Consider the following 16,136-nt stretch of genomic DNA (forward strand, 5'->3'; position numbering starts at 1 on the left):
CAGCGAGCGCGCGCTTTTGCACACGACACGCCCCGTTCAGCGGAAGTCGCGGGACTTCGAGGCCACCCGCATGCTCAGCGGACCCATGCGGTCCGCCACCACGGTGACCGCGCCGGTGGCGTTCTGCACGATGCCGCGCACCACCAGCGCCGACGCCGACTGCGCCAATCGGCGGTGACGCGACCACACCCCCGGCGAGCACAGCACGTTGATCATGCCGGTCTCGTCCTCGAGGTTGACGAACGTCACCCCCTGCGCGGTGGCCGGCCGCTGTCTGTGCGTCACCGCCCCGGCGATCAGCACCCGGGTGCCGTCGGGCACACCCAGCAGGCGGTCGGCGGGCACCACTCCCATCCGGTCGAGATCGGCCCGCAGGAACTGGGTCGGATAGCTGTCCGGGGACACCCCGGTCGCCCACACGTCCGACACCGCCAGCTCCAACTCGGTTATCCCGGGCAACGACGGCACCTGCGCCGACGAGCCCACCCCCGGCAACCGGTCGGGCCGCTCGGCGGCCGCCGCCCCCGCCGCCCACAGTCCCTCACGGCGGGTGATGCCGAAACACCCCAGCGCTCCTGCGGTGGCCAGCGCCTCGGTCTGCGGCACCGACAACTGCACGCGGGCGGTCATGTCGAGAAGAGAAATGAACGGGCCGTGGGCTTTCCGTTCCTCGACCAGCTTCTCGGCCAGCTCGTCGCCGATGTGCCGGACACTGCCCAGGCCCAGCCGGACCTCCATGCCGGCGTTCTCCAGCGTGGCGTGGGCGAGGCTGGCGTTGACATCCGGGCCGTGCACGACGACCCCGTGCCTGCGGGCGTCGGCGACCAGCGATTGCGGCGAGTAGAAACCCATCGGCTGTGCCCGCAACAGCGCTGCGCAGAACGCCGCTGGATGATGCAGTTTGAACCACGACGAATAGAACACCAGCGACGCGAAGCTCAGCGAATGACTTTCCGGGAAACCGAAATTGGCGAACGCCTCCAACTTCTCGTAGATCCGTTCGGCCACCTCCCCGGTGATGCCGTGCAGCTCGAGCATCCCGTCGAAGAATCGGCCCCGCAACCGGCGCATCTTCTCCGTCGACCGCTTCGAGCCCATCGCGCGGCGCAGCTGATCGGCCTCGGCCGCTGAGAAACCCGCGCAGTCGACCGCCAACTGCATCAGCTGCTCCTGGAACAGCGGCACCCCCAACGTCTTGCGCAGTGCGGACTCCATCGACGGATGGTCGTAGGTGACGGCTTCTTCACCGTTACGCCGCTTGATGTAGGGGTGCACCGAGCCGCCCTGGATCGGGCCCGGGCGGATCAGGGCGACCTCGACCACGAGGTCGTAGAACACCCTGGGCTTGAGCCGGGGCAGGGTGGCCATCTGCGCGCGGGACTCCACCTGGAACACCCCGACAGAGTCGGCCCGCTGCAGCATTTCGTACACCGCATCCTCGCCCAGATCCAGCTTGGCCAGGTCCACGTCGATGCCCTTGTGCTCGGCGACCAGGTCGATACAGTAGTGCAGCGCGGACAGCATCCCCAGGCCCAGCATGTCGAACTTCACCAAACCGATTGCCGCGCAGTCATCTTTGTCCCACTGCAGCACACTGCGGTTCTCCATCCTGGCCCACTCGACCGGGCACACGTCGGCGATGGGGCGATCGCAGATCACCATGCCGCCGGAGTGGATGCCCATGTGCCGGGGCAGGTTGGAGATCTGCATGGCCAGGTCCACCACCTGCTCCGGAATGCCTTCCACGTCCGGGGAATCGGCCAGGCCGTTCCATCGGCTGATCTGTTTGCTCCAGGCATCCTGCTGCCCCTGGGAGAATCCCAGGGCGCGGGCCATGTCGCGTACCGCGCTGCGGCCGCGGTAAGTGATCACATTGGCCACCTGGGCGGCGTACTCGCGACCGTAACGCTGGTAAACGTACTGGATCGCCTTCTCCCGCAGGTCGGATTCGATGTCGATGTCGATGTCGGGCGGACCATCACGGGCCGGGGACAGGAACCGCTCGAACAGCAACTCGTTGGCCACCGGGTCGACGTTGGTGACCTTCAGTGCGTAGCAGACCGCCGAATTGGCCGCCGAACCTCGGCCCTGGGCGAGGATGTCGTTGAGCCGGCAGAACCGCGTGATGTCGTGCACCACCAGGAAATAGCCCGGAAAGCCGAGTTGCTCGATGACGGCCAGCTCGTGCTCGATCTGGGCGTAGGCGCGGGGGGCGCGCTCGGGTGGGCCGTATCGGTCCCGGGCGCCTTCGGCGACCAGGTGCCGCAGCCAGCTGATCTCGGTGTGGCCGTCGGGGACGTCGAACGGGGGCAGCTTCGGCGCGATCAGCGCCAACCCGAACGCGCACTGCTCGCCGAGCTCGGCCGCAGCCGTCACCACGCCGGCGGGGAAGATCCGGGCCATCTCCGCGCCGGAGCGCAGGTGCGAACCCCCCAGCGGCGCAAGATACCCCGCGGCGTCGTCCATCGAGTTGCGGGCCCGGATCGCCCCCATCGCCATGGCGAGCCTGGCCCGGTCGGGTCCGGCGACATGCGCGGCGGTGGTGGCGACGACGCCGAGCCCGAAGCGGGGCGCCAACGCGGCGAGCGCGGCGTTGCGTTCGTCGTCGAGCGGGTGACCGTGGTGGGTGAGCTCGACACTGACCCGATCCCGCCCGAACCGCTCGACCAGGTCGGCCAGCGCCGCCTCGGCCGCCGCCGGACCACCGGAGGCCAGCGCCTGCCGGACATGCCCCTTGCGACAGCCGGTCAGGATGTGCCAGTGCCCGCCCGCAGCCTCGGTCAACGCGTCGAAGTCGTAGCGCAGCACACCCTTCTCCCCACCGGCCAGGTGCGCGTGAGCCAGCTGCCGCGACAACCGCCGATACCCCTCCGGCCCCCGGGCGAGCACCAGCAGATGCGGCCCCGGCGGATCGGGCTCGTCGGTGCGGCTGACCCCGCTGAGCGACAGCTCGGCACCGAACACGGTGGCCATGTCGAGTTCCCGGGCCGCCTCGGCGAACCGCACCACCCCGTAGAGCCCGTCGTGATCGGTCAGGGCCAGGGCACGCAGACCGAGCCGGGCCGCCTCCTCCACCAGTTCCTCCGGCGTGCTGGCGCCGTCGAGAAAGCTGTAGGCCGAATGTGCGTGCAACTCGGCATAGGGTGTCGCGACCGGCGGGCTGCGGCGTCTGTCCGGGGCCCGGTACTCCCCCCGCTTGCGCGACCAGGCCGGGCTGTCCCCACCGTCGCCGGCCTGCTCGTCAATGGGCCGGCCGGCCCGGCGCGCCCGACCATTGAGCACGCGCTCCATCTCGGTCCAGCTCGGCGGGCCGTTGTGCCATCCCACCGCGCCAGTCTATCGAACAAACGTTCGACGGCGCGAGGGGTTCTCAGGCGCTCTTGCCGTTGTCCGGCCAGTCGTCGAATCCCGGGGCACCGGGGCCGTCGGAGTGGCCCGCGTCATCCGTGTCATCCGCGTCGCCGGAGTCCTCAGCGAGGTCGGGTCGCAACACGTAGCGGACCTGATTCCCCCCGGCCATCCGGGCCTGCTCGATGGCCGTGGTGGCGACCGAGATGAGCTTGTCCACCACCTCGTCGGGCGGTTCGGCGGCCAGCGGCGGCAGCGGTGTGCAGACGACGCCGATGCTGGCGGTGAGTTTCTGCGGGGTCCCGGCGATCGCCCCCCGGATGCGCTCGACCAGCGGAGAGGCATCCGGGGTCGTGAACGAGTCGGCGATCAGGAAGTCGTGGAAACCGCCGGAGGACACGTGCGCGACGATCGCGTTGTGCCGGACGGTTTCCCGCAGCGCCTGCCCCACGGCGACGCGCGCCCTGGTGCCGGCCTGCGCACCGGACAGGCCCATCAGCAGCGAGAAGCTGTCGATGTTGACCGCAACCATGACCAGGTACTGGTCGTCGCTGCGACTGCGGGACGCCAACAGGGTGGCCACCCCGCGATAGAACGCGTCGCGGTGCAGCAAGCCGGTGACCTGCTCGATATCGCCGTGATGGGCCTCGGGCTGGACCAGGGTGACCGCCGCCCGGCAGACCAACGCGATGAACACGTTGAGCACCACCACGACACCTGCCGCACACAGGGCCAGCGCGAGATCGTCAGGGGCCAGCCGGGCGAACAGCACCACGACCACCACGGCTCCCACGGTCCAGGTGAAGACCAGGAACCGAGCCGAGTGGAAACACACCACGAACGCCGTCAGCAACACGTAGGTCGTCGCACCCAGGAAACCGGCGATGGGACTGGACACGTTCACCGCGGACACCCCGATGCCCACCGTGCCGACGAAGACGGACAGCAGCGACTGCGCCCGCGTCGGCCAGTGTTGGCGCAACCACAGCGCCGCCAGGCCCAGACAACCCAGCCCGACGAAGACCGCGAGGCCGCGGGTCGCCGCCGTCTGTGGACCCAGCGCGCTGGCCATCAACACCATCGGAACCACACCCAGGGCGACGATGCACGTCGCCACCACGCGGCAGGAGACGGTCTGGAGGCCGCGGGCGGCTAGCACGGCAGTAAACCAGTAGTACTGATCCGAGCGCCACAGCGCTGGCGCTATGGCCGAAGCGGCGGAATGCCGCAAATTCTCAAACACCCACCCACCCCGTCTGCACGCCCTCAAGAGGCAGTTCATCACACCCCCGCCTTGGCGAAGGCTACCAGCCCAGCAAACCGATGCCCAGGGCCGAAGGAACCTTGGCGACGAATCCGGTGGCGGGCTCTCGCGTCAGCGGAACTCGGCGACGCCGTCGTCGAGTACGAGGCGGGCGTTGGACCCGTCGGACGCAGAGGCCTCGGTGCGGAACACCGCGGCGCCCGACTCCTGGCGCCAGATCGACGTGGTCAGCGTCTCTCCGGGAAAGACCGGCGAGCTGAACCGCGCCGCGATCGCGGCGATCCTGGTGGCGTCTCCGTCGCACAACTCGGCGACCAGTGCCCGGCCGGCGACCCCGTAGGTGCACAGGCCGTGCAGGATCGGCGTCGGGAATCCGGCGAGCTGGGCGAACCACGGGTCGCTGTGCAGCGGGTTGCGGTCACCCGACAGGCGGTAGATCAGCGCCTGGTCCTCACGCGTGGGCAGGGCCAGCCGCGCATCGGGTTCCCGCTCGGGAAACTCCGGAGCGGGTGGCCGCTGCCCGGGCTGACCGCCGAATCCACCCTCGCCGCGGATCACCAGCGTCATCAGCGATTCGGCGACCCGCTCGCCGGTGTCGGGGTCGCTGCCGGTGGCCTTGAGCATGACGACGGCGTTCTTGCCCGGACCCTTGTCCTGGATGTCGGCGACTTCGCTGACGACGCTGAGCCGCCCCGCCGGCCGCAGCGGGCTGAACACCCGGATCGCCTGGGAACCGTGCAGCAGACGACTGAAGTCGAAGCTGCCGATCGTGGTGGCCGCGGCGAACGGCGAGCAGGCGATCACCGCGTAGGTCGGCAGCACCTGCTGCTCGACGTCATGGCTGTTCTCGGTGGTGAACGCGAGGTCAGCCGTCCCGGCTCCGACGCCGAGCGCGTACAGCAGGGTGTCGCGGTCTGTCCATTCGAATACCTGCGGGTCGGTGGTGACGCCAACGGCGTGGGGATCGATCGGCATGGACGCGACTGTATCCGGCAGGGTTTGCGTCGGGTGTTGAAGAATGTCGAATCTCAAGAGCTGTTTCATCTTCCACCGATCGGACCTGCGGCGTGCCAGCCAGTCTCACGCCGTGTCATCGGTGTTTGGTCTCATCTGCGTGTCATTTTTCGGGTGTCGTCGTCTGGGTTCGTGCCTCGGCTGCGGCTCTCATCGTCGGAGCTCGGGGTGCATTTGCCGGACGTTGTGACCGGTCCACCGCTGCGGATCTTCTCGCCACCGCTCAGAAGGTTCTGGGCGTATTGATCCAGAGCACAGTGGTGGGGATTTCCCCAGGATTTATCCAGGAGTGTGGGCGTTTGCTACTGAAGGACATCGAATCGCCTTGTTCCAAGACGTAGTCCTGGTGCCCGTCGAGTTGCAGCTGCAGTCGGCCGGACATGAGGATCAAGAACTCCTCACCCTCATGCGAGATCGCGCCGTCGCTGCCGCAACCTGGCTGGAAGGTGAACAGTAGCGGCTCGAGGTTGCTCCCGGCGGTGGACAGGTCCTCGATCCGGACACCTTTGTCGCTGTCGAGGACGCGGCGGTCTTCGGCTTTGACGACAGGCGAGTCCGGTGGCTGATAAGCGTCGGTCATCAGTCCCAGGACGTTGGTGTCGAATACCGCGCCGATCTTTTGCAGTGATGCGATCGACGGTGCCGCCGATCCCCGTTCGACCGAACTGATGTAAGAGGTGCTCAGGCCGGTGAGTTGGGAGAGATCGCGCAGCGTCATGCCACGCTTCTTTCGCATGTCTCGGATGGCCTCCCCGGCGCTGCGGGAGTGCGACGAAGGTGCGGTCAGGTTCGGAGGCAGTCCCGCAGAGTAGCCGGGGCCGTTGAGAATGCGGCGGACGCCTTCGGCGTTCACACCGCCGGCCATCAATGACTGAATCCGTTGCATGCGTTCGATGTCGTCGGCCGAATACACCCGGTAGCCGGACGATGTTCGGCCCGGGGCGATCAGCTTCTGCTGTTCCCACGTGCGCAGCTGCACCGGCGTTGCTCCGACCAACTGCGCCGCCTGCTGGATGTAGAGCCCTTGGCCATCCTGCGGAACGTACCGCGCGGCGGAATCCGCGGGTGGCTCTTCGCCGGTGGTACCCCCGCCTTGAGCGATACCGGAGTTCCCCGGTGTGCTTTCGCCGCTCGTGCTGTGTTGGGGCTGCGATCCGTGGTGTGGCGCGACGCGCTGGCTGCCGTCCAGACCTTCATTCCATGACATCAGCGCGCCCTCGCTCGTCGGTCGGATGTGGGACGAGCTGAAACCCAATGGAAACATTCATCAACTCACCCGCAACATCCGTGCTCTAACTTTGAGGAATTCCACAAAGCCTGACCCCGGTGCCCAACGCACCTACAACCTTCATGAAATTACACAAGGTTGACTGAACTCGCCAGTGAGGATCGGAGGAGCATGACCACACCGCGACGACCAGGAGCCCGGCTCCATCACCGTTAGCCGCTCACGTCAAGCGGCGAATGGATCCCGGCCAAGTCCGCCCAGCGCAAATTTTTTTACCCCCAACCTTCATGCAACTTCGCAAGGTTGGAGCACGCTAGTCATCCCTTTCGAGTTAGGACGCTTCATGAAGACCCGCGAGCAGTACCAGCGCCTCACCCATTCCCTGCACTGGGATCCGACCTACGTCAGCGCCGACGCCTACATTCCGGACGAGTGGCGCACCGCATGCACCATGCCGGACTGGAAGAAGTTCAACGATCCGTTCCAGATCCTGTTCGAGGACTACATCCGCATTCAGGCCGAGAAGGAGGACAAGTTTCACGCGGTGCGCGATGCCGGCGCACGCTTCGGGCACATCGGGCGCGTCGATCCGCGCTGGGTGGAGGCGATGAAGTCGTTCAACACGGCTTTGACGTACAGCGAGTACTACAACTATCGCGGTCACGTTCGGGTCGCTCGGTTCGCTCCCGCGCCGGCGATTCGCATCGCGTCGATGGTTCAGGCCATGGATGAGCGGCGCCACGCCGAGGAGGCGATCTACCAGGCCAAGGACTACGTCAAGCACCATGAGAGCGGGTTCCTGCTGCCCAAGGACCGCATCACGTTCTTCGAGCGGCACTGGTACTTCCAAGGCGATCGGTCGTTCTTCGAGGACCTGATCACCACCGATCCGATCGAGGCGATCATCGGGACCAACCTGGTGTTCGAGACGGCGTTCACCAACCTGTTGTTCATCGCTGCCCCGGCGGCCGGGGTTGCCAACGGCGACTTCGGTTTCGGTCAAGCACACCTGACCATTCAAAGTGACGAGACACGGCACATGGCGCTCGGGCAATCGGTCGCGCGGGCGATGCTGCAGAACGACGACACCAACCTCGCCCTGATCCAGGACTGGTTGGACAAGTGGTTCTGGCGTTGCCACCGTCTGTTGCTGGCGGTGGTGGGTCCGGTGCTGGACTACTTCCCGAAGAACAAACCGATCTCGTACAAGGAGGCATTCCAGCGCTACGTAGTCGAGGACTTCATCCAGGGCTACGTCTCCGAACTCTCGCAGTTCGGCCTGAAGCCACCGCGACATCTCGATCAGGCGCTGGCTGAGATCGAACACGGATCGCACAGCATCTGGCGTGGCTTGTATGCCTCGCGCAAGCAACTGTGGTTCGACGTGCACCAGCCGACCGCTGAGGATCTGGCCTGGCTCAACGACAAGTACCCCGCGTTCGCCGGCTCGCACGCCCCGTTCTGGCGCGAGGTCGCCGACGGTGCGAACGTCGACGCCGATACCGCCCCGATGATCTGTGATGTTTGTCAATTCCCCTGTGTGTTCCCCGAACCCGCCCACGCCGTCGCGTTGCCGACCGATTTCGAGGGACGCCGCTACTGGTTCTGCTCGCAGGGCTGCCAGTGGATCTTCGATCGGGAACCGCACAAATACACCCGGGGCCCGGGCTCATCGACGCTGACGCTGGCCGACAAGGATCCCTCCTGGGTTGCGCAGTTCCTCAACATCTCCCCCGACGGCACACCGCTGGGCGGAACCAGCGTTCCCGACGGCTACTTCCCCGCCATGCCCGTACCCACCACTCTCTGACCCAACAGCCTGCAAGACAAGGAGATCCATCGATGCTGGTCTACTCCAGAGTTCTCGGCGAAGCAGCACCCGAAGCGTTCGTCCTATCCGACGACGACCCCACGGTCGCCGACCTCCTAGCGCGCGCGTCCGCCGCAGGTTCCGCCAAAGGGCGCCTGGTGGAACTCGACCTCAACGATGCCGCCGATACCGCCAAACTTCGTGATCTGGGTATCGGAGACGGCGATCTGGTCTCGCTGCGTCCGGTCGGCTCACCCCGGATCAACACCATCCCGACGCCTGCACCCGACCTTGACTCCGAGGCGTTGCGGGTACCCACCGCCAACAAACGCCGACTCAGCGAATACGAAGAAGTCACCCGACTTCTGCAGTGGCACGAGCCGTTCCACATCGACGGTGGCCGACCGTCGCAAACCGTATGGACACCCGAGAGCACAGTGCTCGCATGCAGCGACTGGGAGGCCTACCGCTCCCCGGACAAGCTGTACTACCGCACATACACCACAAGGCAGGCCCGAGCCGGCCGCAGCGTCGCCACTGCGTTCGGTTTCGCCGAGAAGGAGGCCCAGTTGGCCTCCGTCGATCCGGCACGCGTCGACCTGATGCGTGAGGTGCTCGGCGCACTGCAGTACCCGGACTGGGGGCTGTGCGTCTCACACCAGAACACCACCCGCTTCGCCCTGTCCTCCTGGATAGCCGGCGCCACCTCGTTCATGATGTTCGACGAGTTGCGCCACGCCCAGATGTACGGGCGTCTCGCGCTGGCCTACGGCGAACACCACCCCGGGTTCGACGACCAACGTCCGGCGTGGATGGAGTCCCCGCGCCTCCAGCCCACCCGACGACTGGTCGAGGAGATCATGGCCACCCTGGACTGGGGCAAGGCCATCATCGTCGGCGACCTTCTCTTCGAACCACTGAATACCGCTGCAGCCCATGCGCTGCTGACCACCGGCAGCCTGGCCGCTGGAGACGGTCTGACGCCGTTCATCTGCAGCTCGATCGAGGACGACAAGGTTCGTCACCGCGAAAGCGCCGCCGCATTCCTGCGGCTGGTGTGCGAGGACGACGAGTACGGACCTGCCAACCGGGCGCTCATCGCTGACTGGGCCGCGGAGTTGCTGCCCCGGGCAGTTGAGGCGGCTACCACCTTGCTGGGGGGCGGCCCCGCTGCCGCGCTTGACGAGGCACTGACCTGGATCACCGCCCAGCTGGGTGAACTTCAGATACCCACCGGGGCAACTGATCTGAACACCGAGGAGATGTCGGCATGAGTTCACACGTGACGAGATCCGTCGTCGGCATCGAGATGATGGCCGGTGAGGAATGCGACGCGATCGTCGCCGCCGTCCTCGAAGACCTGCCGACAGCGTCGGTGGTGCGCATGCCGGGCATGGTGCTGCTCGATGTGCCCGACCGCCTCGTGCTGCGCGCCGCGGTGGTCTCCGATCACCTCGGTCGTGACTGGGACAGCCGCGACCTCAACCAGGTCGTGTCCGCCTATCGCGGCTACTTCACCCGCTGGGACAGCGACCAAGTGGTGCTGAGCTGGGACGCCGACGACCAGGGAGACGATGAGGATGTATGAGAACTTCGGGTCCGACGAGCGCATCATCCACGTCTGTGTCAACACCGACTGCGCGATGCGCGGCTCCGAGGCCGTTCGTGACCGGTTGCGCGCCGTGGTCGACGAGTCCGATTCCGACCTCGAGGTCAACGACTACGTCTGCTTCGCGGCCTGCGAGCAGGGCCCCAACCTGCTGATCGAACATTCCCGCGCCTTCTACAGTGAGGTCACCCCGCAAGACGCCGAGGCCATCGTCGAACATGCCGAAGGCGGAGATCCCGTCGCGGCGATCGATCGAAGCAGCTCGTTCATCGCGCGCAAGATCTTCAACATGCTCGACGCCGGTTTCAAGCCCGGCGACCTGAGCCTGTCCTCGGATACCTGATGATCGCGAACCAGCGGCTGCTTCCCGAAAGGCACCTCGACCGCGCCGCGTACACCGATTTCGGGGGCTACCGCGGTCTCGACGCCGTGGCCGCCGATCCGGCCACAGCCCGCCAACGCCTTCTCGACACGGATCTGACAGGGCTGGGGGGTGCGCACTTCCCGCTGGCCCGCAAGGTCGCCGCACTACTCGACCAACCGGGCCCGCGAGCGCTGGTGTGCAACGCCGCCGAAGACGAACCCGGCAGCGGCAAAGACCGGACCCTGCTGGGTCGCAACCCTCACCTTGTGCTGGAGGGAGCGCTGATCGCCGCTGCGGCAATCGAAGCCACCGATATCGTGCTGTACATCAGCGAAGGTGCGACCGACGCTCACCAGGCGATGAGCACCGCACTCGCCGAAGCCGCACAATCGCCAGCGATCCACGACGTGAACCGCGTGCGTGTGGTCAGCGCGGGAGCGCACTATGTCGCCGGTGAAGCCACCGCTGCCGTCGACGCCATCAACGGCGGCTCCGGGAAACCAACCGGACAGCCGCCCTATCCCACATCCTGCGGAATCGGCCGACTGCCCACCCTGGTCGCCAACTGCGAAACACTTGCCAACCTGCCGCGCCTGGTCGGCACGCCAGCCGGCCACGAGCATCCCCGGACCCGACTCGCCACCGTCAGCGGCGCCGTGGCCGCGCCGGGGGTGTACGAAGTCGATCCCAGCACCGACACCTTCGCCGACCTCTTCGAACGCGCCGGTCAGATCACCGGATCGGGGCAACTGAAGGCATTCCAGCCCGGCGGCCCGTCCAGCAGCTTCCTGGACTCCCGATCAGCGGCGACGCTGATCGACAACGGGGCGGTGCGTGCCGCCGGCTCCCAGCCAGGCTGCCTGGCTGTCCGAGTGATCGCCGCGGACACCTGCATCGTCGAAATCTGCCAGGAGATCACCGGATTCTTCGCCCGCGAACAGTGTGGCCAGTGCCCACCGTGCCGAATGAAGACTCAGACCTACCACAGGACCATTCAGACGATCGCGGCCAACAAAGGCAACTGGGATCTGCTCGACAAACTCTCCGCGGTCGAGGAGTTCGTGTCCGACATGCCGCGCCGATGCTCACTGATCGATATGCCGACAGCCCCGCTCCGATCGGCTCGGGCCCTATTCCCCGCTGACTTCGCGGCCCACATCGACTCCGGTCGCTGCCGGTGGCCCCAACCTGTCCACACCCTGACCACGCCCGGTGAGCCATCCAGCCACACCGCCACATCACCTCTACAAGGAGCATCGTCATGACAACCCCGCGTCTGCCCGAAGGTGCAGGCACCGACCAGGTCGGCCACATCGAGACCCGCGGCGTCGGATACATCCCCGAGGCCGAACGCCACTCCAAACCCCGAGAACTGACCGCGGTGTTCATCGGAACACAGATGTGCTTCGGAATCATCGTGCTGGGCTATCTTCCAGTCTCGTTCGGGCTCGGCTGGTGGGGATCGATCACCTCCACCCTGACCGGACTGCTGATCGGCTCAGCGCTGTTCGCGCCGCTGGCACTACTGAGCACCCGCACCGGCACCAACAGTGCGGTCAGCAGTGGAGCGCACTTCGGGGTAGTCGGTCGCATGATCGGCTCGCTCGTCGGTATCTTCACCGCGATCGGCTTCTACGCGCTGACGGTGTGGACCGGCGGGCAGGCCCTCATCGCCGGCCTGCACAAGCTGGCCGGTCTGCCCGACACCACCGCGGCATCAGCAATCGCCTACGCCGTGATCGCGGCACTGACGCTACTCGTGGCGATCTACGGTCACGCCAACGTCGTGCTAGCCAACCGAATCCTGGTACCAACCATGGGAATCCTGCTGCTCGCAGGAGTATTCGTCCTGGCTCCGAAATTCACCGCCGCAGCCCCGAGCCCGGAACTACTTCTCGGCAGCTACCCGGCGACCTGGCTACTGTCCGCCACAACCGCCGCGTCACTGCCGATCTCCTACTCGCCCTATGTCGGTGACTACACCCGCTACATCAGCGCGCGCACCCACCGATCCGTCGAAGTCGCCGCTGCCGCCGGTGTCGGAATGTTCGTCGGGTGCGCAGTAGCGCTGTGCTTCGCGATCTATGTCGCGATGACCTTTCCCCCCGACATCACCGACTGGGTGATCGGCTTCGTCACGGTGTCGCCGCCCGCGTTCGTCGCCGCGATCGTGGTCATCGCCCTGCTGGGCTCCTGCGCGCAGGCCGCGCTGTGCGTCTACGGCACCGGACTCGACACCTCCTCGATCTTTCCCTCCCTCAAACGGGTACCGGCCACACTGCTGATCGGCGCCGCCGGCACAGCACTGGTCTACATCGGCGCCTTCGTCTACAACCTGGTGGCCGCAGCCACAGCCTTTCTGCTCATCCTGCTGGTCGTCACCGCTCCCTGGCTGGTCATCAACCTGCTTGGCTACCACTTCTGCCGGGGCCGCTACTACGCCCAGGACCTGCAAGTCTTCAATCTGCAACCACGCATCTCCGGCGGCGCCTACTGGTTCACCCGCGGCTGGAACATCGCGGCCATGACCGCATGGCTAGTCGCCACCGGCGTCGGGATGATGTTCGTCCACACCACCCTCTACGTCGGACCGTGGTCCAACGCCGCGGGAGGAGTAGACCTGAGCTTCCTTTCGGCTGCCGCCATCGGCGGCATCCTCTACGCCGTCTTGGTGCGGCTCGTCCCGGACAGCGTCGTCATCCCCACCACAGTCAGCGAAGACAACGACACCCGCCGAATCGAGGAACTGCGGGCAACAGCAGAAGCAAAACAACCAGAACCCAGCACCCCTGATCGTCCAGTGCTGCGCTGACCCACGCAGCGTCGCCCAAAACCATGTCGGACAAACGCTTTGAATGATCTACACCCCACACGACCCGAGGAGACACCCATGACCACCACCGATGACACCAACACCACCCGCAGCTACCCGCACTTCGGCGCCGAAATCATGCAGCGGCGAGTCCGGGTCATCGACCTGACCCGCGAGATCTTCGAAGGCATGCCCATGTGGTTCGGACACCAGAAGACCTTCATCAACACCAACCAGACCCACGACCAATTCAAGACCACCTACAACACTCACCTCGGATTCGAGGCTCACAACTTGCTCATCAGCGAGCACGCCGGCACGCACACTGACGCGGTCTTCGAATACGACCCGAATGGCCCCACCATCGACAAGTCCCCGCTCGAGTACTACTACGGTGAGGCCGTCTGCCTGGACGTGCGCGCCGTGCAGTACCCCGACTACATCACCCCCGACGCTCTTCAGGCCGCCCTGCAGGCCAGCGGTCAAGAGATCCGTAAGGGCGACACCGTGATCCTCTACACCGGCTATGGCGACTCCACCTACCCCGACCTGGCCTACACCGAAAAGCACACCGGGCTCAACCGCGACGCCGCACTGTGGCTGGCCAAGCAAGGTGTCGTCAACATCGGTGTGGACAACGTCGCCATCGACCACGCCGACGACACCGACTTCTCCGGTCACAACGTGTGCGGCGAATACGGCATCGTCAACACAGAAGGCCTGGCGAACCTGGACAAGGTTGTCGGACAACGCTTCCTGTACTTCGGTCTGCCCCTGTTCATTCGCAACGGAACCGGATCCCCCATCCGCGCCGTCGCGGTCTTCGACAACTGACGACCCGCCCAACCACGGCAAAGGAGCCCCCGGTGTCCCATCTCGATGGCACTCTCACCCCAACAACACGCCAGCGGCTCATGCCCGAGCAATCCTGGAACTGGCATGTACCCACACCCTTCTCCCAAGGCTGGCGCGTCGGCCAGATGGTGTTCGTCGGCGGCCAGCTCTCCGCTGACGAACAGGGCAACGTCGTCGGTGAAGGCGACATCGAAACGCAAACAAGAAACGTCTTCGAAGCCGTGACCCGAGTCCTCGAAGAAGGTGGCGCCACCTGGCGCGATGTCGTGAAACTCAACACCTACTACGTGTGCAACGAAACCGGTGCAGCAGTGCAGGAATTCTGGGAAAAGATGACCCGCATCCGATTGGAGTACATGCCCACCCCAGGCCCCGCAGGAACCGCAGTCCGCGTCGCCGGCCTCATGTACGACGGCTTCCTCATCGAGGTGGAGGCGATTGCCGTCGTCGGCAGCGGTGACTTCCCCAGTCAAACATGACAGAGGCCGGCCAGACTACGCCCGTTGATGTCACCGACCTCTGCCAGCAGCTCATTCGGATCGACACCTCCAACCCCGGAGGCCCCGAGAAGCCCGCTGCGCAGCTGATCGCCGACATCCTGGCCACCATCGATGTGCCGGTGCACTGGTTCGAACCCGAGCCCGGCCGATGCAGCGTCATCGGCCGGGTCCGCGGGTCGGACCCCGACCTGCCCCCGTTGCTGATCCATACCCACCTCGACGTCGTCCCCGCCGTCGCCGAGGACTGGACACACGACCCGTTCGGAGGCGAACTGCACAACGGCTACGTTTGGGGTCGCGGGGCAGTCGACATGAAGGGCATGGTCGCGATGACCATCGCAACCCTCAGTCGCATGGCCGCAGCCGGACGCGCTCCACACCGCGACCTCGTCGTCGCCTTCTTCGCCGACGAAGAAGCAGGCGGACAGCTCGGCGCCGGCCACGTCACCGCCACCCGGCCCGAACTGTTCGCCGAGTGCGTCGACGCCATCGGCGAAGTCGGTGGATTCAGCTACACCCTCACCTCGAAATCCCGCGCCTACTTCGTCTCCACAGCCGAAAAAGGCGTGTGGTGGGCTCAGCTCACCGGGCGGGGCCGCGCCGGGCACGGCAGCATGATCAACCCCGACAACGCCGTCACCCAGCTCGCGGACGCCGTCAGCAGGGTTGCCCAGTATCACAGCGATACGCAGTTCACCCCGACAACCACCGCCACGTTCGACCGGCTGCGCCTCCTGCTCGACTCCGAGGGCTTCAGCGAGGATGAGCTACTCAGCCAGCTGGAACCGCTGACCCGGATGCTCCGCGCAGGTCTGCGCAACACCGTCAACCCCACCCAACTCCACGCCGGCTACAAAGCCAACGTCGTCCCCGGCAACGCGACCGGAACGATCGACGCCCGCTTTCTACCCGACAACGAGCAGCAGATGCGCGCCCACATCGCGCAATTGGCCGGCGAGCACATCAGAGTCGACGACCTCTACTCAGGCCCCGCGCTCGAAGCCCCCCTCGAATCACAACTACTCGACGCGATCGGCGCGGCACTACGCAGCCAGGACGGATCCGCGGCCGTGGTGCCATACATGAGCACCGCGTTCACAGACGCCAAATGGCTGCACCGACTTGGCATCAACTGCTACGGATTCGCCCCGATGCTGCTGCCCGACGATGTGGATTTCACGGCCCTATTCCACGGCGTCGACGAGAGAATCCCAGTCAGTGCCCTCATATTCGGTGTCAATGTCCTCGAGAGACTACTGACCGACTACTGACGTGACCATTCACTCAGTCTCACAAGCCGATTCTTGAGCGGCGGGGTCCGTCAGATTAACG

Annotated in this window: 13 protein-coding genes; 9 read left to right on the plus strand and 4 right to left on the minus strand. The window is 65.9% G+C overall.

What is annotated here, in order from left to right; all coding sequences use genetic code 11:
* Positions 1-36: 36 nt before the first annotated feature.
* The 4 genes from J3476_RS17350 to J3476_RS17365 form a co-directional block, all read right to left on the minus strand.
* Positions 37-3,327 carry an error-prone DNA polymerase gene (locus tag J3476_RS17350; RefSeq protein WP_207067645.1) on the minus strand — a complete coding sequence of 1,097 codons (3,291 nt, stop codon included), beginning with the start codon at positions 3,325-3,327 and terminating at the stop codon, positions 37-39.
* A gap of 43 nt (positions 3,328-3,370) precedes the next feature.
* Positions 3,371-4,465, minus strand: a complete 1,095-nt coding sequence (locus J3476_RS17355) for a diguanylate cyclase domain-containing protein (protein WP_286183268.1) — start codon at positions 4,463-4,465, stop codon at positions 3,371-3,373.
* A 258-nt stretch (positions 4,466-4,723) separates the two neighbouring features.
* Positions 4,724-5,587 (minus strand): MaoC/PaaZ C-terminal domain-containing protein, encoded by an 864-nt coding sequence (locus J3476_RS17360; RefSeq protein WP_207067647.1) that lies wholly within the window; start codon positions 5,585-5,587, stop codon positions 4,724-4,726.
* A 262-nt stretch (positions 5,588-5,849) separates the two neighbouring features.
* Positions 5,850-6,890 carry a MerR family transcriptional regulator gene (locus J3476_RS17365; protein WP_207067648.1) on the minus strand — a complete coding sequence of 347 codons (1,041 nt, stop codon included), beginning with the start codon at positions 6,888-6,890 and terminating at the stop codon, positions 5,850-5,852.
* A gap of 307 nt (positions 6,891-7,197) precedes the next feature.
* Between J3476_RS17365 and J3476_RS17370 the strand changes: the two genes are divergently transcribed.
* From J3476_RS17370 to J3476_RS17410, 9 genes are all read left to right on the plus strand, one after another.
* Positions 7,198-8,664, plus strand: a complete 1,467-nt coding sequence (locus tag J3476_RS17370) for a YHS domain-containing protein (RefSeq protein WP_207067649.1) — start codon at positions 7,198-7,200, stop codon at positions 8,662-8,664.
* A gap of 32 nt (positions 8,665-8,696) precedes the next feature.
* On the plus strand, positions 8,697-9,938 hold the full coding sequence (locus J3476_RS17375) for a hypothetical protein (RefSeq protein ID WP_207067650.1): 1,242 nt from the start codon (positions 8,697-8,699) through the stop codon (positions 9,936-9,938).
* A complete protein-coding gene (locus J3476_RS17380; RefSeq protein WP_207067651.1) occupies positions 9,935-10,252 on the plus strand; it encodes an MmoB/DmpM family protein in 318 nt (105 codons plus the stop codon). Before J3476_RS17375 ends, J3476_RS17380 begins: the two co-directional genes overlap by 4 nt.
* Positions 10,239-10,616 carry a (2Fe-2S) ferredoxin domain-containing protein gene (locus tag J3476_RS17385; RefSeq protein WP_207067652.1) on the plus strand — a complete coding sequence of 126 codons (378 nt, stop codon included), beginning with the start codon at positions 10,239-10,241 and terminating at the stop codon, positions 10,614-10,616. Before J3476_RS17380 ends, J3476_RS17385 begins: the two co-directional genes overlap by 14 nt.
* Positions 10,616-11,902, plus strand: a complete 1,287-nt coding sequence (locus J3476_RS17390; protein ID WP_207067653.1) for an NADH-ubiquinone oxidoreductase-F iron-sulfur binding region domain-containing protein — start codon at positions 10,616-10,618, stop codon at positions 11,900-11,902. Before J3476_RS17385 ends, J3476_RS17390 begins: the two co-directional genes overlap by 1 nt.
* Positions 11,899-13,449 carry a cytosine permease gene (locus tag J3476_RS17395; RefSeq protein ID WP_207067654.1) on the plus strand — a complete coding sequence of 517 codons (1,551 nt, stop codon included), beginning with the start codon at positions 11,899-11,901 and terminating at the stop codon, positions 13,447-13,449. Before J3476_RS17390 ends, J3476_RS17395 begins: the two co-directional genes overlap by 4 nt.
* 78 nt (positions 13,450-13,527) lie before the next feature.
* Complete coding sequence (locus tag J3476_RS17400; protein ID WP_207067655.1) at positions 13,528-14,283, plus strand: cyclase family protein; 756 nt, start codon at positions 13,528-13,530, stop codon at positions 14,281-14,283.
* 32 nt (positions 14,284-14,315) lie between these two features.
* Entirely contained in the window at positions 14,316-14,783 is a 468-nt protein-coding gene (locus J3476_RS17405) for a RidA family protein (RefSeq protein ID WP_207067656.1), read from the plus strand.
* Entirely contained in the window at positions 14,780-16,075 is a 1,296-nt protein-coding gene (locus J3476_RS17410) for a M20/M25/M40 family metallo-hydrolase (RefSeq protein ID WP_207067657.1), read from the plus strand. The genes J3476_RS17405 and J3476_RS17410 overlap by 4 nt, the downstream gene beginning before the upstream one ends.
* Positions 16,076-16,136: the final 61 nt, after the last annotated feature.

The organism is Mycobacterium sp. PO1 (genome assembly GCF_017312405.1).
In the GTDB taxonomy this organism is placed as follows: domain Bacteria; phylum Actinomycetota; class Actinomycetes; order Mycobacteriales; family Mycobacteriaceae; genus Mycobacterium.

What these genes read in the sequence shown, in the direction of transcription:
- J3476_RS17400 (WP_207067655.1), top strand. Translation starts at nt 13,528, where the DNA reads ATGACCACCACCGATGACACCAACACCACCCGCAGCTACCCGCACTTC.
- J3476_RS17365 (WP_207067648.1), bottom strand. Translation starts at nt 6,890, where the DNA reads ATGTTTCCATTGGGTTTCAGCTCGTCCCACATCCGACCGACGAGCGAG.
- J3476_RS17390 (WP_207067653.1), top strand. Translation starts at nt 10,616, where the DNA reads ATGATCGCGAACCAGCGGCTGCTTCCCGAAAGGCACCTCGACCGCGCC.
- J3476_RS17370 (WP_207067649.1), top strand. Translation starts at nt 7,198, where the DNA reads ATGAAGACCCGCGAGCAGTACCAGCGCCTCACCCATTCCCTGCACTGG.
- J3476_RS17395 (WP_207067654.1), top strand. Translation starts at nt 11,899, where the DNA reads ATGACAACCCCGCGTCTGCCCGAAGGTGCAGGCACCGACCAGGTCGGC.
- J3476_RS17410 (WP_207067657.1), top strand. Translation starts at nt 14,780, where the DNA reads ATGACAGAGGCCGGCCAGACTACGCCCGTTGATGTCACCGACCTCTGC.
- J3476_RS17360 (WP_207067647.1), bottom strand. Translation starts at nt 5,587, where the DNA reads ATGCCGATCGATCCCCACGCCGTTGGCGTCACCACCGACCCGCAGGTA.
- J3476_RS17380 (WP_207067651.1), top strand. Translation starts at nt 9,935, where the DNA reads ATGAGTTCACACGTGACGAGATCCGTCGTCGGCATCGAGATGATGGCC.
- J3476_RS17385 (WP_207067652.1), top strand. Translation starts at nt 10,239, where the DNA reads ATGAGGATGTATGAGAACTTCGGGTCCGACGAGCGCATCATCCACGTC.
- J3476_RS17375 (WP_207067650.1), top strand. Translation starts at nt 8,697, where the DNA reads ATGCTGGTCTACTCCAGAGTTCTCGGCGAAGCAGCACCCGAAGCGTTC.